The sequence below is a fragment of the Peribacillus sp. JNUCC 23 genome (assembly GCF_053653995.1).
Window position 1 is genome coordinate 4201209 of sequence record NZ_CM132202.1, and the last position, 26978, is coordinate 4228186.

24 protein-coding genes, 1 tRNA gene and 1 other RNA gene are annotated in these 26978 nt (G+C 38.7%); 4 read left to right on the top strand and 22 right to left on the bottom strand.

The window, feature by feature from the left end; translation table 11 throughout:
* Positions 1–323 precede the first annotated feature (323 nt).
* From JNUCC23_RS20165 to pdxR, 5 genes are all read right to left on the bottom strand, one after another.
* Positions 324–1250: a metal ABC transporter solute-binding protein, Zn/Mn family gene (locus tag JNUCC23_RS20165; protein WP_062185761.1), complete on the bottom strand. Its 927-nt coding sequence runs from the start codon at positions 1248–1250 to the stop codon at positions 324–326.
* Positions 1251–1708: 458 nt separating this feature from the next.
* Positions 1709–2581 (bottom strand): metal ABC transporter permease, encoded by an 873-nt coding sequence (locus JNUCC23_RS20170; protein WP_403075592.1) that lies wholly within the window; start codon positions 2579–2581, stop codon positions 1709–1711.
* On the bottom strand, positions 2581–3324 hold the full coding sequence (locus JNUCC23_RS20175; RefSeq protein WP_403075595.1) for a metal ABC transporter ATP-binding protein: 744 nt from the start codon (positions 3322–3324) through the stop codon (positions 2581–2583). Before JNUCC23_RS20175 ends, JNUCC23_RS20170 begins: the two co-directional genes overlap by 1 nt.
* A 762-nt stretch (positions 3325–4086) precedes the next feature.
* A complete protein-coding gene (locus JNUCC23_RS20180) occupies positions 4087–4242 on the bottom strand; it encodes a DUF1540 domain-containing protein (RefSeq protein WP_082675187.1) in 156 nt (51 codons plus the stop codon).
* 234 nt (positions 4243–4476) lie between these two features.
* The gene (pdxR, locus tag JNUCC23_RS20185) at positions 4477–5901 is read right to left on the bottom strand and encodes a MocR-like pyridoxine biosynthesis transcription factor PdxR (RefSeq protein WP_454213226.1); all 1425 of its coding nucleotides are present in this window, start codon (positions 5899–5901) and stop codon (positions 4477–4479) included.
* Positions 5902–6645: 744 nt separating this feature from the next.
* On the opposite strand from pdxR, the gene JNUCC23_RS20190 reads away from it, so the two are divergent.
* Positions 6646–7089: a YfmQ family protein gene (locus tag JNUCC23_RS20190; protein WP_062185754.1), complete on the top strand. Its 444-nt coding sequence runs from the start codon at positions 6646–6648 to the stop codon at positions 7087–7089.
* Between the two features lie 656 nt (positions 7090–7745).
* On the opposite strand, the gene JNUCC23_RS20195 is transcribed toward JNUCC23_RS20190, so the two are convergent.
* The 6 genes from JNUCC23_RS20195 to secG form a co-directional block, all read right to left on the bottom strand.
* Complete coding sequence (locus JNUCC23_RS20195) at positions 7746–7901, bottom strand: DUF1540 domain-containing protein (protein ID WP_082675187.1); 156 nt, start codon at positions 7899–7901, stop codon at positions 7746–7748.
* A gap of 227 nt (positions 7902–8128) precedes the next feature.
* Positions 8129–8490: a transfer-messenger RNA gene (gene ssrA, locus JNUCC23_RS20200) on the bottom strand.
* 126 nt (positions 8491–8616) lie between these two features.
* Entirely contained in the window at positions 8617–9084 is a 468-nt protein-coding gene (smpB, locus tag JNUCC23_RS20205; protein ID WP_062185752.1) for an SsrA-binding protein SmpB, read from the bottom strand.
* Positions 9085–9270: 186 nt separating this feature from the next.
* On the bottom strand, positions 9271–11658 hold the full coding sequence (gene rnr / locus JNUCC23_RS20210; protein ID WP_403076199.1) for a ribonuclease R: 2388 nt from the start codon (positions 11656–11658) through the stop codon (positions 9271–9273).
* Between the two features lie 42 nt (positions 11659–11700).
* Complete coding sequence (locus tag JNUCC23_RS20215) at positions 11701–12447, bottom strand: alpha/beta hydrolase (protein ID WP_403075608.1); 747 nt, start codon at positions 12445–12447, stop codon at positions 11701–11703.
* 328 nt (positions 12448–12775) lie between these two features.
* The gene (gene secG, locus JNUCC23_RS20220; RefSeq protein ID WP_062186041.1) at positions 12776–13009 is read right to left on the bottom strand and encodes a preprotein translocase subunit SecG; all 234 of its coding nucleotides are present in this window, start codon (positions 13007–13009) and stop codon (positions 12776–12778) included.
* A 123-nt stretch (positions 13010–13132) separates the two neighbouring features.
* Between secG and JNUCC23_RS20225 the strand changes: the two genes are divergently transcribed.
* On the top strand, positions 13133–13681 hold the full coding sequence (locus JNUCC23_RS20225) for a hypothetical protein (protein ID WP_454213229.1): 549 nt from the start codon (positions 13133–13135) through the stop codon (positions 13679–13681).
* Between the two features lie 79 nt (positions 13682–13760).
* Entirely contained in the window at positions 13761–14543 is a 783-nt protein-coding gene (locus JNUCC23_RS20230; protein ID WP_062185744.1) for a M15 family metallopeptidase, read from the top strand.
* Positions 14544–15045: 502 nt separating this feature from the next.
* On the opposite strand, the gene eno is transcribed toward JNUCC23_RS20230, so the two are convergent.
* The 9 genes from eno to JNUCC23_RS20275 form a co-directional block, all read right to left on the bottom strand.
* Entirely contained in the window at positions 15046–16341 is a 1296-nt protein-coding gene (gene eno, locus JNUCC23_RS20235) for a phosphopyruvate hydratase (protein WP_062185742.1), read from the bottom strand.
* A 30-nt stretch (positions 16342–16371) separates the two neighbouring features.
* Positions 16372–17907: a 2,3-bisphosphoglycerate-independent phosphoglycerate mutase gene (gpmI, locus tag JNUCC23_RS20240; RefSeq protein WP_403075617.1), complete on the bottom strand. Its 1536-nt coding sequence runs from the start codon at positions 17905–17907 to the stop codon at positions 16372–16374.
* The gene (gene tpiA / locus JNUCC23_RS20245) at positions 17900–18661 is read right to left on the bottom strand and encodes a triose-phosphate isomerase (RefSeq protein WP_403075620.1); all 762 of its coding nucleotides are present in this window, start codon (positions 18659–18661) and stop codon (positions 17900–17902) included. The genes gpmI and tpiA overlap by 8 nt, the downstream gene beginning before the upstream one ends.
* A gap of 26 nt (positions 18662–18687) precedes the next feature.
* The gene (locus JNUCC23_RS20250; RefSeq protein ID WP_062185736.1) at positions 18688–19869 is read right to left on the bottom strand and encodes a phosphoglycerate kinase; all 1182 of its coding nucleotides are present in this window, start codon (positions 19867–19869) and stop codon (positions 18688–18690) included.
* A 277-nt stretch (positions 19870–20146) separates the two neighbouring features.
* Positions 20147–21154 (bottom strand): type I glyceraldehyde-3-phosphate dehydrogenase, encoded by a 1008-nt coding sequence (gap, locus tag JNUCC23_RS20255; RefSeq protein ID WP_062185735.1) that lies wholly within the window; start codon positions 21152–21154, stop codon positions 20147–20149.
* Positions 21155–21215: 61 nt separating this feature from the next.
* Positions 21216–22238, bottom strand: a complete 1023-nt coding sequence (locus JNUCC23_RS20260) for a sugar-binding transcriptional regulator (RefSeq protein WP_403075628.1) — start codon at positions 22236–22238, stop codon at positions 21216–21218.
* 286 nt (positions 22239–22524) lie between these two features.
* Positions 22525–22785: a glutaredoxin family protein gene (locus tag JNUCC23_RS20265; RefSeq protein ID WP_454213233.1), complete on the bottom strand. Its 261-nt coding sequence runs from the start codon at positions 22783–22785 to the stop codon at positions 22525–22527.
* 16 nt (positions 22786–22801) lie between these two features.
* Complete coding sequence (gene rpoN, locus JNUCC23_RS20270; RefSeq protein ID WP_454213235.1) at positions 22802–24127, bottom strand: RNA polymerase factor sigma-54; 1326 nt, start codon at positions 24125–24127, stop codon at positions 22802–22804.
* A 285-nt stretch (positions 24128–24412) separates the two neighbouring features.
* Positions 24413–24484, bottom strand: a tRNA-Arg gene (locus tag JNUCC23_RS20275).
* A 292-nt stretch (positions 24485–24776) separates the two neighbouring features.
* Between JNUCC23_RS20275 and clpP the strand changes: the two genes are divergently transcribed.
* Positions 24777–25385: an ATP-dependent Clp endopeptidase proteolytic subunit ClpP gene (gene clpP, locus JNUCC23_RS20280; protein ID WP_062185727.1), complete on the top strand. Its 609-nt coding sequence runs from the start codon at positions 24777–24779 to the stop codon at positions 25383–25385.
* 362 nt (positions 25386–25747) lie between these two features.
* Here clpP and JNUCC23_RS20285 read toward each other — a convergent pair whose 3' ends face one another.
* Both JNUCC23_RS20285 and whiA read right to left on the bottom strand, forming a co-directional pair.
* Entirely contained in the window at positions 25748–26005 is a 258-nt protein-coding gene (locus JNUCC23_RS20285; protein ID WP_049683129.1) for an HPr family phosphocarrier protein, read from the bottom strand.
* A 16-nt stretch (positions 26006–26021) separates the two neighbouring features.
* Complete coding sequence (gene whiA, locus JNUCC23_RS20290; protein ID WP_062185725.1) at positions 26022–26978, bottom strand: DNA-binding protein WhiA; 957 nt, start codon at positions 26976–26978, stop codon at positions 26022–26024.

The window sequence follows — 26978 nt, forward strand, 5'->3', positions numbered from 1 at the left end:
ATAACTACCATTATTTTTATAAAGATATACAAAAACCACAATCGCATTTATTACTCACGATGCAGTATAGCTTTCTTCATATCCGATCTATATCTTTTTTTGATTTTTTCATATATATCTACCTTCTGTACTTTGCTGCGAAAACAATATGGTAGTTACAATATTATGTTGTGTATACTAAAAATGAATTTATCTTTTGACATAAAAACTCCTCCTAGTGTTTGAATATTGGTTAGCGAACCATATTTATTCAAACACCTAGGAGGAGCTTTTTGTTATATCGCAAGCAACTATCCCGAACTATAGAACTAATTCGCGCTTTATTATTCTAATCCACCGTGAATCATATCTAAATTCCATTCCATCATTTTCAGGTAACTATCGCCATCTTCACCTGGTTTTCCTGTTGAATCGGTAAAGACCTTACCTTTAATGTTAACTCCAGTTTCGTCTGAAAGACTTTCCATGCTTCGCGGATCAACACTTGTTTCTACAAATAATGCAGGTACTTCCTTATCCTTTACAATATCAACGATTCGTTTCATTTGATCTGGTGTCCCTTGGTTTTCCGTATTGATTTCCCAAATATATTGACCTTCAAGTCCATAAGCAGCTGAGAAATACTTGAACGCACCTTCACTTGTCACTAAAATACGTCGATTTTTTGGAATATCAGAAAATCGACTAACTGCATCATCATGCAGCTTTTGTAGTTCGCTAATATAATTTTCAGCGTTTTTTTCATAGGTCTCTTTATTATCAGGGTCTTTTTTTACTAAAACATCACGAGCGTTTTCAGCGTATTTAATCCCGTTTTCTATATTTAGCCAAGCATGAGGATCCTGTTCTGATTCCTTGCCTTTGGAAGTTAGATATTGTGGTTCAACTCCCTTACTTAATACATATACAGGTGCATCTTTTCCGTTCTTATCTGTTGTTTCTAGCAGTCGATCAAACCAACCATTTCCCGTTTCTAAATTCAATCCATTAGAAAATACGATATCAGCATCCGCTGTTTTTTGAACATCTCTTGGCAATGGATCATACTCATGTGGGTCCGTTCCAACAGGAACAATGCTGTAAATATCGACTTTGTCACCTCCGACATTCTTTACAATATCGTAAAGAATGGAGTAAGTTGTGACTACTTTTATTCTATCATCCTTACCCTTCGTTGACGTGTTCGCTTTAGGTGAGCATCCACTGATTACGAATAGTGCAACTAAAAATAATAATCCGATTTTTTTCATTACGTTCTCCTCCTTATTTTTACTTTTTATTTATTCCGCATTAACGGACAGTAAGACCCCATCTCAGAGCTTAGAGGAATCGAAGAAGTGGAGATGGGGATACCTGCCCAATCTAGTTGCGGCTCCTAGCCCGTCTGAGGTCATAAGCTGTGATACGCTGTGGCAAACTACGCCACGCCGTATTCCATCTTACGCTTGTTGCGGCTGGGCAGTCGCCTCACTTTTTGAAGTAAAGCCCGATTGGTGAGATACAGTGAAACTTACCGCTGTGATCTTCAGCGATTTAGTTGAGGCCCACAAGACGAAGACATGAGGACGCGGCGTACTTAGTCTGTGATTCATTGAATTGGGTTCGTACTGTCGATTGATCGAATCGTTTGCTGCGATCTTAGCGACAGTAGAACGGGACTAACAATCAGTGGGGCTGAGCCCCACAGATTGAAGTTTCACTTTATCCTTTAAGAGAGTGACTTATCTCGAAGTACAGATTTCGCCTTTCTTGCTCTAATGGTTCTAAACAGCACGCCTTGCTTAGGCGAGAATATAAATGCCAAAGCAAAGAGAAATGTACTTACCAAGACGATTGCCGCTCCAGAGGCTACGTTGTAAATAAGACTTAAAAACAAACCGAAAATTGCTGATATTGCTCCAAATGCTGCTGACATGAAAATCATGACTGATAAGCGATTTGTCAGTAGATAGGCTGTTGCAGCAGGTGTAATTAACATCGCAACAACGAGGATGACCCCTACAGTCTGTAATGAAGCGACTGTCACCATCGTTAATAATGTCATTAAGAAGTAGTGAATTAATCGATTGGGTAGTCCGTATGCTGCTGACATAGTTGGATCGAAAGAACTTACAAGCAACTCTTTATAGAAGGCGTAGACCGCTGCAAGAATGATAATCCCAATAACTAATGTGATCCACATGTCAGAAGAACGGACGGCCAGCACATTGCCAAATAATATATGATAAAGATCTGTCGAGCTTTTGACCAATGATATAAGAATAATCCCAATCGCAAAAAATGCTGTGAAAATAATGCCGATTGCAGCATCATTTTTTATTCGGCTATTTTGACTGACATATCCAATTCCAACGGCAGTTAGTACTCCAGTTAACACTGCCCCAAAGAAAAAGTTAATACCTAGCATGTAAGAAATAGCGACCCCTGGTAACACGGCATGTGATATAGCATCTCCCATCAATGCCATTCCCCTTAGAATAATAAAACAGCCAATCACACCACATATAATCCCGACCATTACCGAAGTTAATAAAGCCTTTTGTAAAAATGTATATTCCAATAATGCATGGATAAACTCCATTAGACGGTCACCTCATTTTGTTTCATAAATGTAAGTTGTGATTCGTAAGCTTTCATCATAATTTCAGGACGAAATACCTCACTAACAGGGCCTACATCAATCAGCTCCTTATTTAATAATATAAGTTCATCAAAATACGTATTTGCTTTACTCAAATCATGATGGACTACAAACACGGACTTTCCCTCGTCACGTAATTCTTTTAAAATTCTCACGATCGTTTCCTCACTTGTTATATCAATCCCGACGAATGGCTCATCTAGACAAAATAAATCGGCTTTCTGCGCTAACGCTCTCGCAAGGAAAACACGCTGCTGCTGTCCACCGGAAAGCTCGCCAATTTGCCGCTGGCTAAATTTCTCCATTCCCACCTTTTCTAAACAGTGGTAGGCCCATTCTCTATGTTTCTTGTTTGGACGGCGAAATACGCCTAAACCTGGGTAAGTTCCAAGAAGAACTGTATCAATCACTGATATCGGGAAGGTCCAATCCATATCACTTCGTTGTGGAACATAAGCAATTTTTTTACGCATCTCATTGATTGATTTACCAAACACTTCAACTGTACCTTGATCTTTTGGAATAAGTTCAAGCAAAGATTTAAGTAGTGTAGATTTCCCTGCTCCATTTGGTCCGATAATTCCAACCAATTTTCCTTTTTCAATGGTGAAGTTTATATCATGCAAAGCTTCCTCGCCATGATATGAAACAAATAAATTTTGAACAGACATTGCATATGTCATTTTGTAGACAACTCCCCACTTCATTATGTTCTATAAAAGGTCTTTCCTTCAGTCATAGATTATAGCTAGGGTTATTTTTTTAGACCAAGCATAAATATTTAACTCGTCATCAAGTTTGTTTCCCTCGGGAAACTTTTATACTTTATATAATATTATGCTCTTGTCATTTTGTAAACAATAATTTGATAATTTTAAATTAAATAACGTATTATTGTTTACAGATTTTTGTTTGAACGGTATTAGATATCTATTTTGTTGACAATAGAAGAGATTAATTAATGACAAACTTTTAAGATTTCACATTATAAAAGCGAATGGTTCTAAAATGAAAAAGAAATTACTCCAGTTAATAAAAAAACATAGGAAGAAATACGGGAAAAAGTAGATCAAAAAAAGGGTCAGACCCAGCAACAACTAAATACAGTATAGGATAAGCGTTCCTACATACTGATTTAGAGTGCGAGTCAGACCCTCATTACATCTCTTGTATTTAATTATCCTTCTTTAGGCTGCATTTTGGAAATAACAATACATACTAATTTTGTGGAATTCATTTAGGATAAATTTAAAAGTCGATAAAGCCTTTTAAAAATAATTTCCATTAGCCTGAATGAAAATAATAGTTATTATCAATACTATAAATAGGAAAAGGATGTCCTAGATAGATCAACCCCACAACTACGACAAACAATTTACGCTGTAGTGGATAAACTGTTTGTTGTGTGCTCGGCTAGACCCATTGGACATCCCCTCAATCTTTACTTAAACTTCAGGTACAAATGTTTTGCAATCCGTTTCTTCACTATTGGATGCGTGTTTACCCTTATTACTTACTACGTAAATAGATTCTGCTTGACAATGGTTTCCAGAACTCCAATACTGACAGTTATTTACCTCACATAGAACATCTTGAGCCATGGTATCACACCCCCTCCTTTGTTATCTTTAACAAAATTGGGAAAGTTAATACTATTGCGTAAACTCATTTTGGATGATCGCCCATCCAATTTACTCCTAGACCATAAAAAACATCCATGAGCGACTACACGCAACCCAGCGATGAAAAGAATTCAGGTTCTCCAATTGCATCACCTTATGAAGGTGAGTATCTGCGCTGATTTTGCGAAGTCCCGCCTCTTTTTTCATCTGGCTTTAGTTGAGTGCATCTGCAAACCTTTTTATTCCTTCATTTATGTTCTCTTCATTCTCTCTAGCAAAAGTGAATCGTGCATAACATTTTTTAGTTCCCATCATAGACCCGGGAACATAAATAACTCCTCGATTTATAGCATTTTCCAATAATTTCATTTCATCCACATCTCTTTTTAATTGGCACCAAATATGGATTCCACCTTGAGGAATAGTAAACTCCACTTGATCTTTTAGAAAATAATTAAAACTTGATACAATTTGATTGCGCCGCTTTTCTAATTCCTTTACTAATTTCTTGAGATGAGAATGAAAATGCTCTGATTCTAAAAAATCGTTAGCGATCCATTGGGTAAAGCTAGCATGTCCAAAATCAATTTGTTGTTTAGCATCAGATAATCTCTCTATTACCGATCGTGGTCCTATAATCCAGCCAATTCTTAAACCTGATGCTACGAACTTCGATAAAGAGCTAATATATAGAACATTTCCGTGTTTATCCAGAGATTTTAATGTTGAAACTTCTTCTCCTTTAAAAGACGTTAAACTATACGGATCGTCTTCCACAACAGGAATCCCATGTTCTGATGATATTTCTAAAATCGCTTTCTGCTGACTCTCTTTTAGCAAAGTTCCAGTTGGATTTTGAAAAGCTGGATTTAAAAATATCATTCTTATACGATGTTTTTTATGTAATTCCAGTAACTCATTAGGATCTATACCATCGTCATTTACTGGTAAATAGAAAATTTTTAAACCTGCTGATTTAAATATTGGGAGATTATAATGATAGGATGGATCTTCAATCACCACTGCATCACCAGGCTTTAATAAGCATTGAACGACTAGGTGTAAAGCTTGTTGTGCTCCAGAAGTAATAAGTATGGATGATGGATTTGTTTCAATATTTCGGAATCCCTTCACATGCTTTGTAATGGTAGTCCTTAATACTGCATTACCCTGTGGATGATCATAACCTAGCCTACCGATAAAAGACCGAGTTGAAGTAATTTCCCTTAAGGCGTTCACTGGAAAGAGGTCCTCCGATAATTCACCACTGGCTAAATTGATTATTTTTTGCTCTTCCATCTCTTTACGTATTCTTTGAGTAACCGGTAGATTAGGTAAAAATGAACCTGCTTCAATGTATCTGTTCCAACTAGGTATACGTTTTTTAGTTATCCCCCATATATCCTTACTTATAGTGGTACCACTTCCATGATTACGTTGAATGAGACCATTTGATTCAAGCTCATCATATGCGGCTACAACAGTACTCCTATTTATATTTAGCTCTTTCGCTAAGTATCTCTCAGAGGGTAGAGGTTTATCTGGGGGGAAAGTTCCATCAGCAATGCCATTCTCAATATACTCAGCAATTTGTTTATAAATCGGTTTTTTAGCTTTTCGATCAATGTTCCAGTCCATTTATTTGCATCCCTTTTTAAAAACTCTTTTTAAATATTGTACCCTAATTCTCCTTACTTTTATCTTAGATTCAATCATTATAAATAACCTATTGAGTCATCACGACTAATAGGTTATTTACGTTAATTTCTACTAAACAGAAAAACTAATATACGCACCAAGTGCAATGATAGACAATAGAATAACGATGACATATATGAATGTTAAGTTTGTAATATTTTTTTAGTAGAGCCACTATAATTTTTGTTACTCTTACTCACTTCCCATACTGATCCGACAAAAGCAATCAACATTTTCATAGTCCACTTCTTTATTGTATTTTTATAAAGTGAAACTTCAATCAGTGGGGGGTTTACTGCCCGTTAAAGCGGAATAAAAAGTTCTATCAACATGCCCATATATAATATTTCATCTAATTTATCACTATAAAATAATTTGCAACACTTGTACCCATCCACTTTTTAATGAATTTTACCATCCACTTGATTGTTTACACCATTTCCCTTCATATTTAGCTATTAATAAAAGCCCATATATCAAGTTATTTAAAGATTTTAGAACCCGATTAAACAGCTAAATATCCGGTTAAAAAAAGTTTTTCTTATTTGAACAATTAGTGACACATCTCATATTTAATTGCATTTTAAAATTGGTGTCTTTATTATAAAAATCAACAATAGTGAATCAGTTAAACGATCAAAACGATTTCATTTTCACTGGAACTAAAAAAGGAGTTAATATAATATGACATGGACTGTTGTTATTAGTTTAGTAATTGGATTTATTCTCAAATTTTTACTTAGTCCTCCAAGTGCAATGGTGGGATGGGTCATAGGTAAATTTGAACTTCATCCAAAACTTGATTCAAAAGAGGTTACTGTAACATTTAACGGAAAGAATTTAAAAGAGGAAGAAAAAGTTAGATTTACTGACTATTTTAATGAAGCTAACTTTTTAAAAAAATATTATATATTTCCAGGCAATGAAAAATTATTTTTACATCCAGAGACTAATGTTACTCCATTTGTCATCAACGTAAAAAAAGGCAAAAAAGATGTTAATTTCTTTGTTTATAATTACGATAATCACGTTGATGTAGTCAAGCAGTACAAAGAGAAAGTTGTTTCTTATAGTCTTAGTTCTGATAATCTACAAACATTTACTATGTCAACTAAGGGATTAGCATAAATGTAATAAAGTGAAACTTCAATCAGTGGGGGTTTCTTTGTTAATCCCGTTCTACTGTCGCTAAGATCGCAGCGACAGCTTCGATCAATCGACAGTACGGACCCGAATCAATGAATCACAGACTAAGTGCGCCGCGTCCTGCGGCCATGTTTGTGTGACTACATCCTGTGAGCCTCAACTAAACCTCTGCGCAACTCTCGGTAAGTTTCACTGTATCTCACCAATCGGGCTTTTACATTAAAAAGCAAGGCGACTGGTACAAGGAACGTCTCCTAAGATCGATCACGTCCTGTGATAGTCCGACAAGCATAAGCTGTAATACTCTGTGGCGTAGTTTGCCACAGAGTATTACAGCTTATTATGACCTCAGACGGGCTAGGAGCCGCAACTAGATTACGGGCAGTTGTCCTAACGCTTCTTCGATCCCTCTAAGCCTTGAAGTGGGGTCTTGACTTTCCGTTAATACGGGATAAAGCCTTTTAAAAATAATTTCCATTAGCCTGAATGAAAATGATAGTTATTATCAATACTATAAATAGGAAAAGGATGTCCTAGATAGATCGACCCCACAACTACGACAAACAATTTACACTGTAGTGGATAAACTGTTTGTTGTGTGCTCGGCTAGACCCATTGGACATCCCCTCAATCTTTACTTAAACTTCAGGTACAAATGTTTTGCAATCCGTTTCTTCACTATTGGATGCGTGTTTGCCCTTATTACTTACTACGTAAATAGATTCTGCTTGACAGTGGTTTCCAGAACTCCAATACTGACAGTTATTTACCTCACATAGAACATCTTGAGCCATGGTATCACACCCCCTCCTTTGTTATCTTTAACAAAATCGAGAAAGTTAATACTACATATCTAACGTTTTAAGTATCTTTACATGTATTCAAATCATTGTTAGATAAGTCCCAGAGTTGCATCTATAACTTTTTAGAAAAATTACCTCCAGCTTCACAATAAAAACGGACTTGCCATAATCGGCAAGTCCGTGTATCAATTCGTATTTAGCCACCAACAATATGTATTTGGTGGAGACGGTGGGAATCGAACCCACGTCCAGACATAACGGCACTTAAGCTTCTACGAGTGTAGTCGACATATTATTGTTTCGCTTACTCATTTGCCTATCGACAGGCGGCAGAGCAGCTAGTCTGATTGGTCTCTTCCTTCATCCTCAGACGGTGGAATCCGGCGTAGCCCACTTAGAGTGAGTCCCTTACCCTACCACATGGGCCATGGAGGGAGGAACCGCTATCGACTGTTATTAAGCAGCGAAAGCGAAGTTGTTGTTTTGTTTGCCAGTTATAGGCGTTGACGTTTTAACGAGGCCGATCCCCTCGACTCGCAACCTAAGCTCGAACTATCCCTGTCGAATCCGTAGCGTCCCCAATATAAGAATGGAGCGTACGAGAGATGAATCAAAAGCTTTTTGCTGATATTCAGTTGTCATCATCGGTACAAGATTTATTATAGCAGATTCCACGAGAAAATCAATTGTAAGGTTTTGCAAATACCTACATCTTTTGCCGATCTCTAAATGCACGCTCAATGTCTCGTTTCGCTTCTTTCCTTTTCAAATCTTCACGCTTATCATATTGCTTCTTCCCTTTACCAAGTCCGATTAACACTTTGGCAAAACCATTCTTCAAATATACTTTCAATGGAACGATTGTGTACCCTGTTTCCTTCGTTTCTCCGATCAGCTTATTGATTTCTTTACGGTGAAGTAGCAGCTTTCTCGTACGGAGCGGATCATGGTTATAACGGTTTCCCTGCTCATACGGGCTGACATGCATATTGTGTAGATAGAGCTCTCCTCTTTCAATCTTCGCAAAGGAATCTTTAAGATTCGCCTTGCCAGCACGAATGGCTTTAATTTCTGTTCCTTGCAGCACGATTCCTGCTTCAAACGTTTCTTCTATAAAATAGTCATGATAAGCTTTTTTATTTTGTGCTAATTGCTTTCCTGTGCCTTTTGGCATCTTGATCTCCCCTTCAAAAAACTAGTCCGCGTCCCAAAAGGGGTTAAACCTGCATTCCATACATAGTTTTAGTGTTATTCAGCTGACAATGTATAGTTGCAGGCTCTGACCGTTTTTGGGACAGCTTCCCTACATTTTATCCCGCATTAACGGAAAGTCAAAACTCCCTCTAATTGGAGTTTCATTTTATCTCTTTTTCGGTTTCTTCTTCCGTTTAGCAGCCGGGGCATTTTCGAAGAATTTTTTCTTCTTTTTCGATTTACGTGCAGATCCCGATCCTTCACTGCTCGTTGCACTTCGTTTTCTGCCGCCTTGACTACTACCTCTACGGTTTCCACCTTTACTGTCGTCTTGATGATCCCCTTTACGACGCCTGCTGGTACCTGCATTCGCTTTAAAGATTTTCTTTTCTCCAGATATACGCGGACGGCTATTAATCATACCAAGGATTTCAAAGTCCACTGCACGTTCATCTTTGTTTACATTCGCCACACGAATGGAGATTTCATCACCGATTCGATAAACTTTCGCTTTGCGTTCCCCAATCATCGCTAGCTGTCTTTCATCGAAGCGATAATAATCGTCAGACATCGCACTGACATGGACAAGCCCTTCAATTGTATTTGGAAGCTCAACGAACATCCCAAAATTGGTAACAGAACTGATAATTCCTTCAAATTCTTCGCCAATTTTATCGAGCATAAATTCTGCCTTTTTCAAATCATCTGTTTCACGTTCCGCATCTACGGCACGGCGCTCACGTTTCGACGTATGGTCAGCAATTTCATCAAGCTGTGCATCCCATTTCGCTTGTGTGGCGTCATCCATTTTCCCTTCAAGCAAATAAGTCCGTATGAGTCTATGGACAATTAAATCTGGGTAACGACGAATTGGCGATGTAAAATGTGTATAGAACTCTGTAGAAAGTCCAAAATGTCCTAGGCTATCTGGGTCATATTTTGCTTGTTGCATCGACCTTAGCATGACGGTTGAAATGACCATCTCTTCAGGCTTGCCTTGTACTTCTTCAATAATCGATTGTAATGCTCTTGGATGGACTGAATTCGCACTGCCCCGAACAATATAGCCGAAGTTTGTAATAAATTCAAAGAATCGTTGTAGCTTTTCTTCCTTAGGATCTTCATGGATCCGATAAATGAACGGAACCTTCAGCCAATGGAAATGCTCTGCAACTGTTTCGTTTGCCGCTAGCATAAATTCTTCAATAAGGCGCTCTGCAACAGACCGCTCGCGAACGACAACATCATTCGGATGTCCATCTTCATCAACAAGAACTCTGGCTTCTTTAAAATCAAAATCAATTGCGCCACGTTCCATTCGTTTTTTACGAAGAATCGCAGCTAATTTCTCCATATTTTGAAACATCGGAACGAGCGGTTCATAGCGTTCCATTAATGCTTCATCTTGATCGACAAGGATTTTTCTTACATCATCATATGTCATTCGTTCGGTTGTTTTAATCACACTTTCAAAAATCTCGTGATTCACGACCTGACCTGCTTCATTGATTTCCATTTCACATGATAATGTGAAACGGTCGACTTTCGGATTCAATGAGCATATGCCGTTTGACAAACGATGTGGAATCATCGGAATCACTCGGTCTACTAAATAAACACTCGTCCCTCTTTCAAACGCTTCACGGTCAAGTGGTGAATTCTCTGTTACATAATGACTAACATCCGCAATATGTACACCAAGCTTATAATGGCCATTCTCAAGCTGCGTCACCGTAACAGCATCATCCAAGTCTTTTGCATCGGCTCCATCAATCGTTACTAGTGTCTCATTTCGCAAATCACGACGATTGCCTATTTCGCTTTCAGAAATGGCATCAGGAACGGCATGGGCTTGCTCCAAGACATCCTTCGGAAATTCGAGCGGTAATCCGTGCTTGTGAATAATGGATAAAATATCAACACCTGGATCATTTTTATGTCCAAGTATTTGAATAACTTCTCCTTCAGCACTCGTTCTACCTTCAGGGTACGATGTTAAACGAACAACGACCTTATGACCTTCCACTGCACCGCCAGAAACATTTTTAGGAATAAAAATGTCATTCGCAATTTTCTTATCATCTGGGATCACAAAGCCAAAGTTCTTGCTTTCTGAATACGTCCCAACAACTTCTGTGATGCCCCGTTCGATAATTTTTTCAACTGTACCTTCTTTTCTAGAACCTGAACTTTCTGTTGCTACTCTTACTAAAACAATATCGCCATGCATCGCATTTTTCGTTTCGTTCGGCGGAATGAAAATATCATCGCTTCCAGGTTCGTCCGGTGTGACAAATGCAAAACCTTTCGCATGCCCAGATAACTTTCCGCGGATTAAATTCATTTTTTGCGGCAAGCCATAACGATTGGCACGTGTGCGGATGACAAGCCCTTTTTCCTCCATTTTCACAAGTGCTTTAACAAAGCTTTTGAAGTCAGCAGAATCTTCAATACCTAATGCTTCTTCTAACTCCTGTACTGTTAATGGCTTGTATGCTTCTTCCTTCATATAAGAAAGAAGCTTATCCATATAATCACGGATTTGATCTTCCATCATAATCCCTCCTTAGTAGGGTAATTTATTATTGATTAAAGGTTATTTAGACCAGTCTAAGCCTTCTAAAAACTGATATACGTCTTCATGAAGCTGTTCCTTCTCTTTATCAAATGTAATGATATGACCAGATTCTTCATACCATTTCAGTTCCTTTTTATCTGATTCCACTTCATTATAAATAATATTGGCACTATCTGTATTAATCATCGTATCATGCCTACCTTGAACGACGAATGTCGGAGCATACACATGGTCGATATGATCCCGAACATCTGCCATAAGTGCTCGTAATGCTTCTAGCGTGTTCATCGGCGTCTTCGCAAACTGTTCCATTTCCATTTCAATTTGTTCAGGCGTTTTTCCTTCATGTTTTTTAAATTCTCTTGCGTATGCCAAAACACCTTGATACATCTTTTCTTCACTCTTTAAATACATCGGTGCACACATCGTTACAATACCCTTTACAGGTACAGTGTAACCTAATTTTAGTGAAAATACCCCTCCCAAGGATAGGCCGGCAACCGCAATTTCATCATGACCTTGAGCTTTTAGAAAATCATATCCCATCATGACGTCTTTCCACCAATCAGAAGGACCCGTTGAAACAAGTTCCTCCGGTGGAACGCCATGCCCTTTATAATGAGGAGCGTGGCTTGTATATCCCCGTTTTTCTAAATAGCGCCCTAGCATTCTCACATCTGAAGAATTTCCTGTAAAACCGTGTAATAAAAGAACAGCACGCTTTCCACCTTCAAAGTAAAAAGGCTGAGGTAACTTCATTTTCATTGTGTAAAAACTCCTTTATTCTTAATCAATACACGTCATTTTTCTTTTAATCAATCGATTGATTAACATGTAGATGGAACGGAAAAAAACTCCATTTATCCTTATATGTACTATCCTTTTATCTTTTTAACTAATCGTTTGATTAAATCGTCCTATTAAATATTAAAACAAAAAAAGCAAATTCCAGCTATTCGAAAGACTCTAATTGGGTAGTATAAGAGTATGAAACTAATTTATGCTTAGTTTTACCTACATAGAAAAAATTACCATTGTTTCTTTCCGTAAAAAAAGCCTGGCCATTAAGCCAGACGATTTCTGAGATCTTAAATTATAATCCAACGTACGTTACCGCTAGTGTCAAAATAAAGAATAACACAGATAGCACAATCGTTAATCGATGTAAGACTAAATCTAGACCACGAGCCTTTTGTTTCCCAAACAACTGTTCAGCACCACCGGCAATTGCACCAGATAATCCAGCACTTTTTCCTGATTGAAGAAGAACACTTGCAATCAAACCTATTGAAACAATAATTAAAAGTGTTACCAATACGGTATGCAACATGAATTATACCTCCCGAAACAATTAAGCATTGCTTTAACTTTACCACATTGTCGGCTTCTCTACAATAAACGAATGGAGAAAAGGACAAGTAAACAATCTTCTAACGAAATGAGGGATTCTATGTTTCATAAGTTCATCCGACTATTAGATATGATCGCTCTTTTCTTTTCTATTATCGCCGTATATGCCATCTTTCACTCTGGTAGTATGAATATCGTAAATATCCTATTTATCGTAATTTCGCCCATTTTGCTTCTTTTATCAAAATTCAAAGGAAGTCGAACCTTATTGTTTTTTGCCTATGTATGCAGTTCAATCTTTTTCCTGTCCGTTTTGTATAATGGCTTTTTCACTCAACAGGATTTTTTTCATTCTGGCCTTTTCGCTGTCGGTATTAGTTTATTAGCGATTGTCTTTAGTATCATCGCTGCCGTCATTGGTTTTGGGACAAGCACTTTAACGATTGTTTGGCTTACGCTACACGGACTCATTGCTTATGAAGCCTTTCAATTAGGTGGCTCAAGTGGCTTTTTAGACGCCTTCTGGTCACAAACAACGATTGAAACGGCCATTTCGGAGGATTATGCATTCCTGCTCATGTTTGTATGGATTGGGTTATTTCTTGACAAATATGAGAAAGCAATTGTTCGCGAGTACGTTTCCAGGTAATAACACGTACTTATTGTTTCATTTCAATTAATTTTATGTTATATAAGTATAATGACCAGTTAAATTGGAGGCTTTAAATATGTCAAAAATCAGCATGACCACCATGCTTTTATCAGCGTTTTTACTCGTAACTAGTGGTTGTTCACATGATAACAATTCTATGGTTAAAGAACCTACAACAGAAAAGGATAAGCCAGTTCAAGCAGAAAAATCTGATACTTCTTCGACCAAAGGCACGGCCAGTGCCGAACAGAATCCAGCCGTACCAGTTACTGTTATGGACCCTGATGCAATTCCTGTTCTAGTGAATAAAGAGAATATACTTCCGGATGACTATAAGCCGTCAGACTTAGTTTACCCAGATGTTCGATTCACTTTTACCGAAAAAATTGAGAAGCGAATGATGCGAAAAGAAGCGGCTGATGCGCTTGAGTTACTATTCCAAGCTGCCGACGAACAAGGAGTACCACTTGCGGGTGTATCTGCGTATCGTTCTCTAAAAACACAGACAAGCCTATTCAATCATTATGTTGAGAAAGATGGACTAGAAGCCGCTTTACTCTATAGTGCTACCCCTGGAACGAGTGAGCATCAAACAGGATTAGCCATTGATGTCACATCCTCAGATGGATCTTGTGCAGCAGAAGATTGCTTTGGAGAAACAGACCAAGCACAGTGGCTGATTGACAATGCAGCGACCTATGGATTTATCATCCGCTATGATGAAGGCAAAGAATCCATCACAGGCTACAAGCATGAGCCATGGCATCTTCGTTATGTTGGCAAAGAATTGGCTCAAGAATTAGCCGATCGAGACATTGCGTTAGAAGAATATTATCAATCTAGTTTGGCTGCTAAATAATAAGGAAACCGCTACACAAGAAGTTAAGCTACTTGCTCGAGACACAAATATTTAATCTCAATTCAAACCCGCTTACGCATTGTTACTGATGTGCAAGCGGGTTTTTGAATTCTTGAACACTAAACGAAAAGTAGAAGCTTTCTGTACACCGTATAGTAAGACTTCGATCTGAAATTGAGATTATAAGCGAGAATGAGCTCTTTTCGTTACGAATCGTGATTTATGCTCCACAGAAATCTAATTTAATAGGTCCGTTATCTTGACGAAGTACCAGATCGAACACTTTTCGAGCGAGATTTGATATTTATGTGCCAGATTTCAAATTTACATGCCAGTTTTACCTCTATTCGAGCCAAAATGAGGGGAAATCGCGCCAGCTTTACTCCTATTCGAGCGAGAATTCCAATTTGCGCGCCGGTACTGCATTTGATGGGAGCTTTTGCAGTAAATATGATAAAAAGCCTGCTTCTCGTCAGAAGCAGGCTTTTTTCAATTACAACTATTATTTTTTCAAGTTATAGAAAGATTTAATCCCAGCGTATACAGCTAATTCGCCAAGCTCGTCTTCGATGCGAAGTAGTTGGTTGTATTTCGCGATACGGTCTGTACGTGACATAGAACCAGTTTTGATTTGGCCAGCGTTTGTTGCAACAGCGATGTCAGCGATTGTTGCATCTTCTGTTTCACCAGAACGGTGAGAAACAACAGCTGTGTAGCCTGCGCGTTTTGCCATTTCGATTGCATCAAATGTTTCAGTTAATGTACCGATTTGGTTAACTTTGATTAGGATTGAGTTAGAGATTCCTTTTTCAATTCCTTCAGCAAGCTTCTTCGTGTTTGTAACGAACAAGTCATCCCCAACTAATTGAACTTTTCCGCCAATGCGGTCAGTCAATAGTTTGTGACCTTCCCAGTCGTTTTCATCTAAGCCGTCTTCGATTGAAAGGATTGGGAATTCGTTAACTAGCTCTTCGTAGAAATTAACCATTTCTTCAGAAGTTAAGCCAGTACGGCCTTCGCCAACAAGATCGTATTTGCCCGTTTCTTTGTTATAGAATTCAGAAGAAGCAACGTCCATACCAAGGTAAATATCATCACCAGCTTTATAGCCTGCTTTTTCGATTGCTTCAATAATCACTTCAAGTGCTTCACGGTTTGAACCAAGGTTTGGAGCAAATCCACCTTCATCACCAACTGCTGTATTTAAGCCTTTAGCAGAAAGAACTGATTTCAATGCATGGAATACTTCTGCACCCATACGGATTGCTTCTTTGAATGTTGGTGCTCCAACAGGAAGAATCATGAATTCTTGGAAGTCTACGTTGTTATCTGCATGAGAACCACCGTTAATGATGTTCATCATTGGAGTTGGTAATTGTTTCGCATTGAAACCACCAAGGTAACGGTATAAAGAAAGACCAACAGATTCTGCTGCTGCATGAGCCGCTGCCATAGAAACACCAAGAATTGCATTCGCACCTAGTTTTCCTTTGTTTTCTGTTCCGTCTAATTCGATCATTGCACGGTCAATTCCAGCTTGGTCTGTTACGTCAAAACCGATAATTGCTTCAGCGATAATGTTGTTTACGTTATCTACTGCGTTTTGAACACCTTTTCCAAGGTAACGAGATTTGTCTCCGTCACGAAGTTCTACAGCTTCGTGCTCACCAGTTGATGCTCCAGATGGAACAATAGCTCGTCCGAAAAATCCAGATTCTGTCATGATTTCTACTTCTACTGTTGGGTTACCGCGTGAGTCAAGTACTTCGCGTCCGTATACGTGTTGAATGAATGGCATAATAATTCGCTCCTTTTTTTTACAATCGTTTTATTTTGAAATGATAGATGTTCCTGTCATTTCAACAGGTTTTTCAACGTTAAGTAAATCAAGCATGGTTGGTGCTAGATCTCCCAAAATACCGTCCGTTCTTAATGTTACATCATTTTTCGTAACAATGACAGGAACAGGGTTTGTTGTATGTGCGGTCATTGGATTTCCTTCCAGTGTAACCACTTCATCAGCGTTACCATGGTCCGCTGTAATGATTGCCGTACCGCCTTTTGCAAGGATGGCATCAACAACCTTTCCAAGACACTCATCAACCGCTTCAATCGCTTTAACAGTTGGCTCTAGCATACCTGAATGGCCAACCATATCAGGGTTTGCAAAGTTAAGTAAGATTGCGTCAAACTTATCTGCGGCAATTTCGCCAAGTAATGCATCCGTTACTTCATATGCGCTCATTTCAGGCTGCAAATCATACGTAGCAACTTTAGGTGAGTTGATTAAAATCCGCTCTTCCCCTGGGAACTCCGCTTCACGTCCACCACTCATAAAGAATGTAACGTGAGGATATTTTTCCGTTTCTGCGATGCGCAGCTGGGTCAGATTATTTTGTGAAAGCACTTCACCTAACGTGTTATCAAGATTCATCGGTTTGAACGCTACAAAGCCGTCTACTGATTCTGAAAATAGAGTTAAGCAAACGAAATGAAGATTCTTCGGATGTCCTGGTCCACGGTCAAATGAGCGGAAATCTTTATTCGTAAACGTATTTGACGTTTGGATCGCACGGTCTGGACGGAAATTGTAGAAGATCACAGAATCTTCATCTTGGATCGTCGCAACCGGCTTTTCATCATCACCGATAATAACGGAAGGAAGAACGAATTCATCAAAAATTCCATTATTATAAGAATCCTCTACACATTCCTTAGCAGAACGGTAGCTAGGTCCTTCTCCGTACACCATGGATCGGTATGTTTTCTCGACACGTTCCCAGCGTTTATCACGATCCATACTGTAATATCGACCGGAAATCGTTGCAAATTGACCAACACCAAGCTCTTTCATTTTTGCTTCTGCGGCTTCAATGTAGCCTAATGCAGATTGTGGCGCTACATCGCGGCCGTCTAAAAATGCATGAACATAGACTTTCGTCAATCCTTCATCTGCAGCAAGTTTAAGAAGAGCAAATAAATGTTCAATATGGCTATGTACCCCGCCGTCAGAAAGCAAACCGAATAGGTGTAGGCTTTTATTCTTCGTTTTCGCATCGTTAATCGCAGCAAGGAATGTTTCGTTTTTCTCAAATTCTCCGCTACGTATCGCCACGTTAACGCGAGTTAAGCTTTGATAAACAATTCGACCTGCACCAATATTTAGATGACCTACTTCAGAATTCCCCATTTGGCCTTTAGGTAACCCTACTTCTTCCCCACTAGCCGTTAAATGGGCATGCGGGTATTGATTCCAATAACGGTCAAAATTGGGTTTATTAGCAGCAGACACAGCGTTTCCGACTGTTTCTGTGCGGCACCCGAAACCATCTAAGATGATAATCGCAACAGGAGATTTACTCATTTTTTCCACCTTCTAATAATTGCAAGAACGAATTCGGTTCAAGACTTGCACCGCCGACTAACGCACCATCGATATCAGATTGAGCCATATATTCTTTAATATTCTCAGGCTTTACACTGCCACCGTATTGAATACGAACTGCATCAGCTGTATTTTTCGAAAATTGACTTGCTACAACTGAACGGATATGCGCACATACTTCATTAGCATCTTGAGCCGTTGAAGATTTCCCTGTACCGATTGCCCAAATTGGTTCGTAAGCAATGACCGTGTTTTGCACTTGTTCTTCTGTCATACCTTCAAGTGCTTTTGCAATTTGATCGCCTACTAAATCGTTTGTCTTACCGCTTTCACGCTCTTCTAATGTTTCACCACAGCAAACGATTGGAACAAGATTATGTTTGAAAGCTGCTAATGCTTTTTTATTCACTGATTCGTCTGTTTCATTGAACATTTCACGACGCTCTGAGTGACCGATCACGACATAATTCACACCGATATCGTTAAGTGCTACAGGACTGATCTCACCTGTAAAAGCACCATTCTCTTCAAAGTGCATGTTTTGAGCTCCGATTTTTACTTCTGTTCCTTTTGCTGCTGTTACTAATTGATCAAGGAAAAGCGCTGGAGCACATACTACGGAATCCACTTTATCAGAAGAAGGTACAAGGGTTTTTACTTCCTCTATAAAGCTTTTCGCTTCAGATAGTGTTTTATTCATTTTCCAGTTTCCTGCAATAATTGGTTTACGCATAGTAGTCCCGTCCTTTCTTACGAATCTTATTTATCGTTTAATGCTACAACTCCTGGTAGTTCTTTACCTTCCATAAACTCTAGGGAAGCACCGCCACCCGTTGAGATATGTGACATTTTATCAGCAAGCTTGAATTTTTCAGCTGCAGCAGCAGAGTCGCCACCACCAATGATGCTGTAAGCAGATGAATCTGCAAGAGCTTGTGCAACTTGTTTTGTTCCATTTGCAAAGATGTCAAGTTCAAATACACCCATCGGTCCATTCCAAATAACAAGTTTAGAGTTGTTAATTACATCAGCGTAGATTTCGCGTGTTTTTGGTCCGATATCAAGTGCTTCCCAATCAGCTGGAATTGAGTCAATCGCAACTACTTTATTGTTTACATCCGGACCGAAGTCGTCTGCTACAATTACATCGACAGGCATATATAAATTAACGCCTTTTTCTTTTGCTTTTTGGATGAAAGATTGAGCAAGCTCAATTTTATCTGCTTCAAGTAGAGATTTGCCAATTTCATGACCTTCAGACTTAACGAATGTGTAAGCAAGACCGCCACCAATAATTAAGTTGTCTACTTTTTCTAGCAGATTTTCAATCACACCGATTTTATCTTTAACTTTCGCACCACCAATGATTGCTGTAAACGGACGTTCAGGATTAGAAAGAGCTTTACTAAGTACTTCTAATTCTTTTTCCATTAGCAAGCCAGCAACAGCAGGTATATAGTTTGCAATGCCTTCTGTTGAAGCATGGGCACGGTGAGCAGCGCCGAATGCATCATTTACGTATACGTCTGCAAGCTCAGCGAAGGATTTAGCCAATTCTGCCTCATTCTTCTCTTCACCAGGATAGAAACGGACATTTTCTAAAAGTAGAACGTCTCCGTCTTCCATTTTTGAGATCTCCGCAGAAACAGCCGCACCATATGCTTCGTCTGTTTTACGGACGTCTTTACCTAATAATTCGCTTAATCTCTTAGCAACAGGAGTTAAACGTAATTCTTCTACTACTTGACCTTTTGGACGTCCAAGGTGACTAGCTAGAATTACTTTCGCTCCTGCATCAATTAGATGCTGGATTGTTGGTAATGCCGCACGAATTCTTGTATCATCAGTAATTTGACCATCCTGCATCGGTACGTTGAAATCAACTCGGCAAAAAACTCGTTTACCTGCTACGTTAATATCCTTAATGGATTTCTTATTCATGACCAAATAACCTCCTTTAATTTTTGAAAAGCACAAACGCCTTAATCAGCTTCCGGAAAAATAGGGACTAAAACCATGAAGGCGTTCTTTGCCTTCTTTTAGGCAATCGTCTTTTTCACAGGATGCTAGGCGGTAGAGCTAGACAATTTCACTTGCTTTTATCAGTCAAAAAGGGAGAGGGCATAATCCCGTCTCCCCTTTTCACTGTTATTATAGATGTTTTTCGCTATTTTAGCCAAATATTCACAGGATTAATAATGTTTAATTTTTGTAAAGATTAAAGACCTTTTTTAGCGATGTAATCGATTAGGTCAACTACACGGTTTGAGTAACCAGTTTCGTTATCGTACCAAGAAAGTACTTTAACCATGTTACCTTCCATAACCATTGTAGACAATCCGTCGATTGTAGAAGAAACTGGAACACCATTGTAGTCAGTAGATACTAATGGAAGATCATTGTAAGCAAGAATGCCTTTTAATTCGCCTTCAGCAGCTGTTTTCAATGCATTGTTCACATCTTCAGCTGTAACGTCTTGATCAAGCTCAGCAACAAGGTCAACAATTGATACGTTTGGTGTAGGAACACGCATAGCCATACCGTTAAGTTTTCCTTTAAGTTCTGGTAATACAAGAGCTACTGCTTTCGCTGCACCTGTAGATGTAGGAATCATGTTCTCAGCTGCTGCACGTGCACGACGGTAGTCTTTGTGTGGAAGATCAAGAATTTGTTGATCATTTGTGTATGAGTGAATTGTTGTCATCATTCCACGTTTGATTCCGAATTTATCGTTTAATACTTTAGCAAATGGAGCTAAGCAGTTTGTTGTACATGATGCATTTGAAAGAACGTGGTGGTTAGCAGCATCATATTTATCTTCGTTAACACCCATAACGATTGTGATGTCTTCATCAGATGCAGGAGCAGAAATGATTACTTTTTTCGCACCAGCTTCAAGGTGTTTTGCTGCATCATTGCGCGCAGTGAAACGTCCAGTTGATTCAACAACTACTTCAACACCTAGTTCTCCCCATCCTAATTGTGCAGGGTCACGTTCTGCTAAAACTTTGATTTTATGTCCATCAACTACTAGGTAGTCTCCGTCAACTGATACAGTTTCTGCAAGTGTTCCGTGCACTGTATCATATTGAAGAAGGTGTGCAAGCATGTTTGCATCTGTTAAATCGTTGATTGCCACGATTTCCACATCCGAGTTTTTTAATGCTGCACGAAGTACGTTACGTCCAATACGACCAAATCCGTTAATACCAACTTTTACTGCCATAATAAAATTTCCTCCTTTATAGTTGAAAAAGAATTTATTAAAATTATATAGTAAAGGGAAATTATCCCTTTATTAACTGTTGTGCCGCTGCTTCATCCGTAATTAATACCGTCGTCTGCGGGGCTCTTTTCATATAGGCTCGGATTGCTTTCACTTTAGATTCCCCACCCGCCACGGCAATTACCCGTTTAGCTTGGTCAAGATCCTCTAGCTGAATACCAATCGTTTGTACTTTGTGTACTACTTCTCCATTTTCGTTAAAGTAATATCCAAAGGCTTCACCTACTGCGTCCCGTTGTTTTAGGGACTTAATAATCTCAGCCGGGGACTTCCGTCTCTCCGCCATCGCCGTTGCGTCGCCAATTCCATGTAGAACGATAGTAGCTGATTTGATTAATGAAATAACATCTTTTATCATCGGTTCCTTCATAAATGATTGATAAGCTTCATCACTGACTTGATCGAGGAGATAGAGCACTTTATAGGCAGCATTTGTTTTTTCTGCCATTTTCGCAACGATCACATTAGCCTGGTTTTGAATTTCTTCGCCAAGGCCTCCTCGTGCCGGAACAAACAGAATATCTTTCCCGTTTGAATCTGGGGTTAACATCTTAGCCACTTCAGCCATTGTCGAGCCGCCAGTCACTGCAATGATATTTTTAGCCTTCCATTCCTTTTTCATACGGGCAGCTCCCGCTTTACCAAGTTCACTTTTGACCCATGATGATTGATCGCTGCTTCCAGCGACGATGATGACTTCATTAACATTTAATATTCGCTTAAGTTTTTGCTCCATTTTGTCTATACCCGATATTTCCCGCATGACACCTTCTAATTGCTCGAGAATCTCTACACCTTCAGCAGAAAGCGTCATTCCAGAGCTGAAAACCTCAATTAGGTTTTGATTTTTCAAGAAATCTACTTCACTGCGAAGCGTTCTTTCTGTCAAATCCAGACTGTTCGCTAAGCTACGGCGCCCTACAGGCTGCATGAACTTGATATAACGCAGGATATCATATCGTTTCTGCATAACCGCTAACAAATCGGGCAATACTTTCTTTTGTATGTCGAGCAATGGATTCATCGTTCGAAAACCCCTTGAGAATAAGTTGTGGACTATTTTCGTCCCGGTTAGACGTTTTACGTCCCACTCGGTCCAAAAAAAATCTTTCCTGCTATATGCTTATTCTAGCAGGAAAAAAAACGTTCTTCAACTTATATGCTAATTTTTATTTTTCCAGCAATAACAGGCCATTAAAACGGCAAAATGAATCCAGTTTATTTTATTATATAAAGTGGAACCTCAAAATAAGGGTCTTACTGCCCCGTATACGGAATAAAGTCTAATTTACCTTTCAGTTGACTTGAAATTACTGCTTAAGTTTCTTTTCCACTTTACAAAACTGACGTAATTTCCTTTCGTCAACTTGGCCATACTGTACAATCTCTCCTTGCCATTCAATAACTGGAATCATTAGTCCATACCGCTCAGTTAGCACATCATTCGTATAGATATCGATTTCCCTATACTTGAAGTTAGTATCTTGTTTTATTCGCTCTAGAATCATCTTTGCCTTATCACATAATGGGCAATTATTTCTTGTGTATAAGATCCATTCATTTTGTATCATGTACTATACATCCTTTTCATTCATATCTTTTCCGTTTTACGGAAGATGGGATCCCCAGTTGTTCACGGTATTTCGCTACAGTCCTACGTGAAAGAACGAATCCATGCTCATCTCGAAGAATTTTTGCCAGCTCTTGATCAGAATGTGGTTTTTGTTTATTTTCGAGTTCTATAATTGACTGTAATGCATTTCTCACCTTTGTACCTGATACATCTTCTTGTTCCGTTGATTGCAGAGCTGAGCTAAAGAAAGACCGCATCTCCACCGTTCCAAATGAAGTTTGGACATACTTGCCACGTACCACACGACTAACTGTCGACTCGTGGATTTCAAGGTCATCGGCAATTTCCTTCATTGTCATCGGCTTAAGAAAGCCTAAACCACGAAAAAAATACTCAGGCTGCTTCTCCACGATCTTTTTCATGACTTGTAATATAGTTTCCTTCCGCTGAAGAATTCCTTTAGACAGCCATTGATACTCTTGCCATTTTTCTTGTAAAAAGCGATTTACATTCGGATCATGATGGTTCTGCATTTTTTGCAAATAAGATTCATTCACATGAAGTTGCAGCGTATTTCCTTCATACTGACCAACACAAAACTTGCCATCTTTATATTCAACGACAACATCAGGTACAATATAGCTTGGTTTCTCAGAAGTGAATATGGCTCCAGGACGTGGGTTTAGCGTTTGTATATAATCAAATTCATCTTGAATCTCTTTTAAAGAAACTCCAAGTTCTTTCGTAAGCTCTTTCCACTTTTTATCAACAAACGGCAAAAAGTATGTACGAAGCAGCTTTTCCGCTAATGGTCTTTCGCAAGCTTGACGGACTTGAATCAGCAGGCATTCTTGAAGATTTCTGGCACCAATCCCGTGTGGTTCGAGTTGTTGCAGAATATCCAAGGCTTTAAATACAGCGCTTGCAGATAGACCAACCGAAACAGCTTCATTTTCCAAACTTATCCTCAAGTACCCATTTTCATCAATGTTACGAATAAGATGGATAAGCGCTTTCAATTCCATTTTATTTAACACATCCACACCAATTTGGGCAAGCAAATATTTTTCAAGAGAAGGAGCTTCATCACCAATCTGTTCAATCCAATTAGAAGATATCCCTGTATTCTTTACCCGATTTCCCTTAAATTGATCTCTTGGTAACTCGTGGGAACCTGCTGATGATTCAATCGTTAATAAAGGATTTTCCAGCCACTTTGTCTCTAAATAGACTAACAATTCTTGCGTAGAAAACTGAAGTAATGCAATTGCCTGGCTTAACTCTTGCGTCATTGTCAATTTCATAACCTGTTGTTGATAGAGTCCCGGCTTCATATCCATATCTCCCTCTCCCTTTACCATTTTACACCATAAATATACAAGTGAATAGTGAAACGAAATGGAAACGCTTACGAAACAAAAATCGTAATAACCCAAGACCAGCTCGACTTTAGAGCGAGGAAGTAACTTGCGGCTAAACCCTATAATTTACTTAAAATCTACTCATTCTATATCTATTCAAAAAAAGAAAAGGTCAGACCGCATACCTACAAAATACAGTATAATACGATATACTGTGTGTAGAATATAAAGTCAGACCCTTATGAGACAGTCTTTTACTAATGACGCCCTCGGCAGGAATCGAACCCACATCTCAAGAACCGGAATCTTACGTGCTATCCGTTGCACCACGAGGGCAGTAATAATTTTTCAACAAATTTTATTATATGTCAGTTTCACATTGTTTGCAAGTGGTAATGCGGTTTAAAGTACAGAAATTTGGGTAGTATGGATAACGTGGAGATGGAACCTAACATCCGAGCTCTAGATATCATAATTTGGGCTATAGAAACAGCTTTTTGGTTTTTGTCGAACGAAACATCTTCCTTTCGATTTGTTTTGTTTGACCTTAATTGACCATAAAGTGTATCATACATATATTAAGGATTTACCTATGAGAAATAACTTTTACTTAGAGGAGGAAATTAGCATGAATTTAATTCCTACAGTTATTGAACAAACAAGTCGCGGGGAACGTGCATACGATATTTATTCCCGTCTATTAAAAGACAGAATCATCATGCTTGGTAGTGCAATTGACGATAATGTATCAAATTCAATTGTAGCTCAATTATTGTTCTTAGAGGCAGAAAACCCTGATAAAGATATTACATTGTACATTAACAGCCCAGGAGGAAGCATTACCTCTGGAATGGCCATCTATGACACCATGCAATATATCAAACCTCAAGTTTCAACAGTTTGTATCGGAATGGCCGCTTCTATGGGCGCTTTCTTACTAGCAGCTGGTGAAAAAGGCAAACGATTCTCTCTTCCAAACAGTGAAGTGATGATTCACCAACCATTAGGTGGAGCACAAGGTCAGGCAACTGAAATTGAAATTGCCGCAAGACGCATTTTGTTCTTAAAAGACAAATTGAACGAAATTCTTTCCGAACGTACAGGCCAACCAATAGAGGTTGTTCAAAAAGATACGGATCGCGATAACTTCATGACAGCTGAACGAGCATTAGAATACGGATTAATCGACAAAGTCATCACTCGTATAGATGACGTTAAGAAAACTCTAGATAAATAATTGTACTAAAAAAACGCCGAAGCATTTAGCTCGGCGTTTTTTAGAAGCTACCTTTAAATTGAATTTTCTAAACCCCATCATAAGGATCTGACCTCACACTCTAAACCAGTATGTAGTGTTTCATACACGTATCTTATACTGGTTTTAGTTGTTGCGGGGTCTGACCCTTTAACTTAAATATATATCACCATTTTCAAGAATACAGATGCCAGTACGTTTGATTACATATACAAAAAGATGCCTAGCACATGTGAATTTGCAGCATGAAAGGATATTCTCCTCTTTACCTGTAAATCGGACATGTTTCTAAGCACCTTCATCATAACAACTTCAGTAATTTCCGTTGTTTGATTAATCATTCTTTACGCTTCTTGTTCAACAAATTGTTGAAGGGCACAAATGGCTTCTTCTTCATCTCTACCATCCACAATTAGTTGAATGATCGTTCCAGACCCAATCGCAAGACTCATTAACCCCATAATACTTTTCGCATTCACTTTTCTTCCATCCTTTTCAAGGAATACGTCTGATTTAAAACGGTTTGCTTCTTGTACAAATAAGGCAGCTGGCCTTGCTTGAAGACCTGTCTTCAGGCGGACCTCCACTTGCTTCTCAACCATATATTTTCCTCCTTCTTTATAACTTCTGGGCTACGAGACCTGCTCCGCCTCTCATTTTATCAGCGATTTCATCAATTTTTCGTAAGCGGTGATTAATTCCCGATTTGCTAATATTCCCACCTGAAACCATTTCCCCAAGCTCTTTTAACGTAACATCTTGATAAGCCACTCTAAGTTCCGCAATTTCACGGAGTTTGTCCGGTAAAATACCCAGACCAACCGTTTCGTTAATATACCGTATGTTTTCTACCTGCCTTAAGGAGGCACCAATTGTCTTATTTAAGTTCGCCGTTTCACAGTTCACAAGCCGATTCACGGAATTACGCATATCGCGAACAATCCGGACATCTTCAAACCGCAATAACGCTGAGTGAGCACCAATAATATTCAGGAACTCTGCTATTTTCTCAGCTTCTTTTAAATAGGTGATATACCCTTTTTTTCGTTCAAGGGTCTTCGCCTTGAGACCAAATACATTCATCAACTCACAAAGTGCATCATTATGCTCTTTATAAATGGAGTAAACCTCTAAATGATACGATGATGTTTCCGGATTGTTGACAGAACCACCCGCTAGAAAAGCACCTCTTAAGTAAGCACGTTTACAGCACTTCTTGGCAATAAGTTCTGGTGCAATACTATGATAAAATTCAAATCCTTTTCCAACGATTTTTAAGTTAGACAGTATTTCCTGCCCTCCAGAAGATAAACGAACAATGTAGACATTGTTTTTCTTCAGCTTCATTTTCTTTCGAACAAGCAATTCCATCTGCACATTATAATTTTTCTTTAGAAGCGTATAGATTCTTCTGGCAATCGCTGCATTTTCGGTTTGAATATCTACAACAAGTTTTTTATTCGAAAACGAAAGCGATCCATTCATTCTAATTAAAGCGCATAATTCAGCTTTTCCGCAACAATCCTTTTCTTCTAGTGTTGTTAATTCTTTTTTAGTTTCCGAAGCAAAAGACAC

Bases quoted from the DNA above. Each gene is read 5' to 3' on its own strand.
- JNUCC23_RS20190 (WP_062185754.1), top strand. From the start codon at position 6,646: ATGACATGGACTGTTGTTATTAGTTTAGTAATTGGATTTATTCTCAAA.
- gpmI (WP_403075617.1), bottom strand. From the start codon at position 17,907: ATGAGTAAATCTCCTGTTGCGATTATCATCTTAGATGGTTTCGGGTGC.
- JNUCC23_RS20285 (WP_049683129.1), bottom strand. From the start codon at position 26,005: ATGGTTGAGAAGCAAGTGGAGGTCCGCCTGAAGACAGGTCTTCAAGCA.
- JNUCC23_RS20195 (WP_082675187.1), bottom strand. From the start codon at position 7,901: ATGGCTCAAGATGTTCTATGTGAGGTAAATAACTGTCAGTATTGGAGT.
- JNUCC23_RS20225 (WP_454213229.1), top strand. From the start codon at position 13,133: ATGTTTCATAAGTTCATCCGACTATTAGATATGATCGCTCTTTTCTTT.
- JNUCC23_RS20215 (WP_403075608.1), bottom strand. From the start codon at position 12,447: ATGAAAATGAAGTTACCTCAGCCTTTTTACTTTGAAGGTGGAAAGCGT.
- JNUCC23_RS20260 (WP_403075628.1), bottom strand. From the start codon at position 22,238: ATGAATCCATTGCTCGACATACAAAAGAAAGTATTGCCCGATTTGTTA.
- rpoN (WP_454213235.1), bottom strand. From the start codon at position 24,127: ATGGATATGAAGCCGGGACTCTATCAACAACAGGTTATGAAATTGACA.
- JNUCC23_RS20250 (WP_062185736.1), bottom strand. From the start codon at position 19,869: ATGAATAAGAAATCCATTAAGGATATTAACGTAGCAGGTAAACGAGTT.
- JNUCC23_RS20165 (WP_062185761.1), bottom strand. From the start codon at position 1,250: ATGAAAAAAATCGGATTATTATTTTTAGTTGCACTATTCGTAATCAGT.
- gap (WP_062185735.1), bottom strand. From the start codon at position 21,154: ATGGCAGTAAAAGTTGGTATTAACGGATTTGGTCGTATTGGACGTAAC.
- JNUCC23_RS20180 (WP_082675187.1), bottom strand. From the start codon at position 4,242: ATGGCTCAAGATGTTCTATGTGAGGTAAATAACTGTCAGTATTGGAGT.
- tpiA (WP_403075620.1), bottom strand. From the start codon at position 18,661: ATGCGTAAACCAATTATTGCAGGAAACTGGAAAATGAATAAAACACTA.
- clpP (WP_062185727.1), top strand. From the start codon at position 24,777: ATGAATTTAATTCCTACAGTTATTGAACAAACAAGTCGCGGGGAACGT.
- JNUCC23_RS20230 (WP_062185744.1), top strand. From the start codon at position 13,761: ATGTCAAAAATCAGCATGACCACCATGCTTTTATCAGCGTTTTTACTC.
- JNUCC23_RS20175 (WP_403075595.1), bottom strand. From the start codon at position 3,324: ATGACATATGCAATGTCTGTTCAAAATTTATTTGTTTCATATCATGGC.
- eno (WP_062185742.1), bottom strand. From the start codon at position 16,341: ATGCCATTCATTCAACACGTATACGGACGCGAAGTACTTGACTCACGC.
- smpB (WP_062185752.1), bottom strand. From the start codon at position 9,084: ATGCCAAAAGGCACAGGAAAGCAATTAGCACAAAATAAAAAAGCTTAT.
- pdxR (WP_454213226.1), bottom strand. From the start codon at position 5,901: ATGGACTGGAACATTGATCGAAAAGCTAAAAAACCGATTTATAAACAA.
- JNUCC23_RS20170 (WP_403075592.1), bottom strand. From the start codon at position 2,581: ATGGAGTTTATCCATGCATTATTGGAATATACATTTTTACAAAAGGCT.
- JNUCC23_RS20265 (WP_454213233.1), bottom strand. From the start codon at position 22,785: ATGATACAAAATGAATGGATCTTATACACAAGAAATAATTGCCCATTA.
- rnr (WP_403076199.1), bottom strand. From the start codon at position 11,658: ATGGAAGATCAAATCCGTGATTATATGGATAAGCTTCTTTCTTATATG.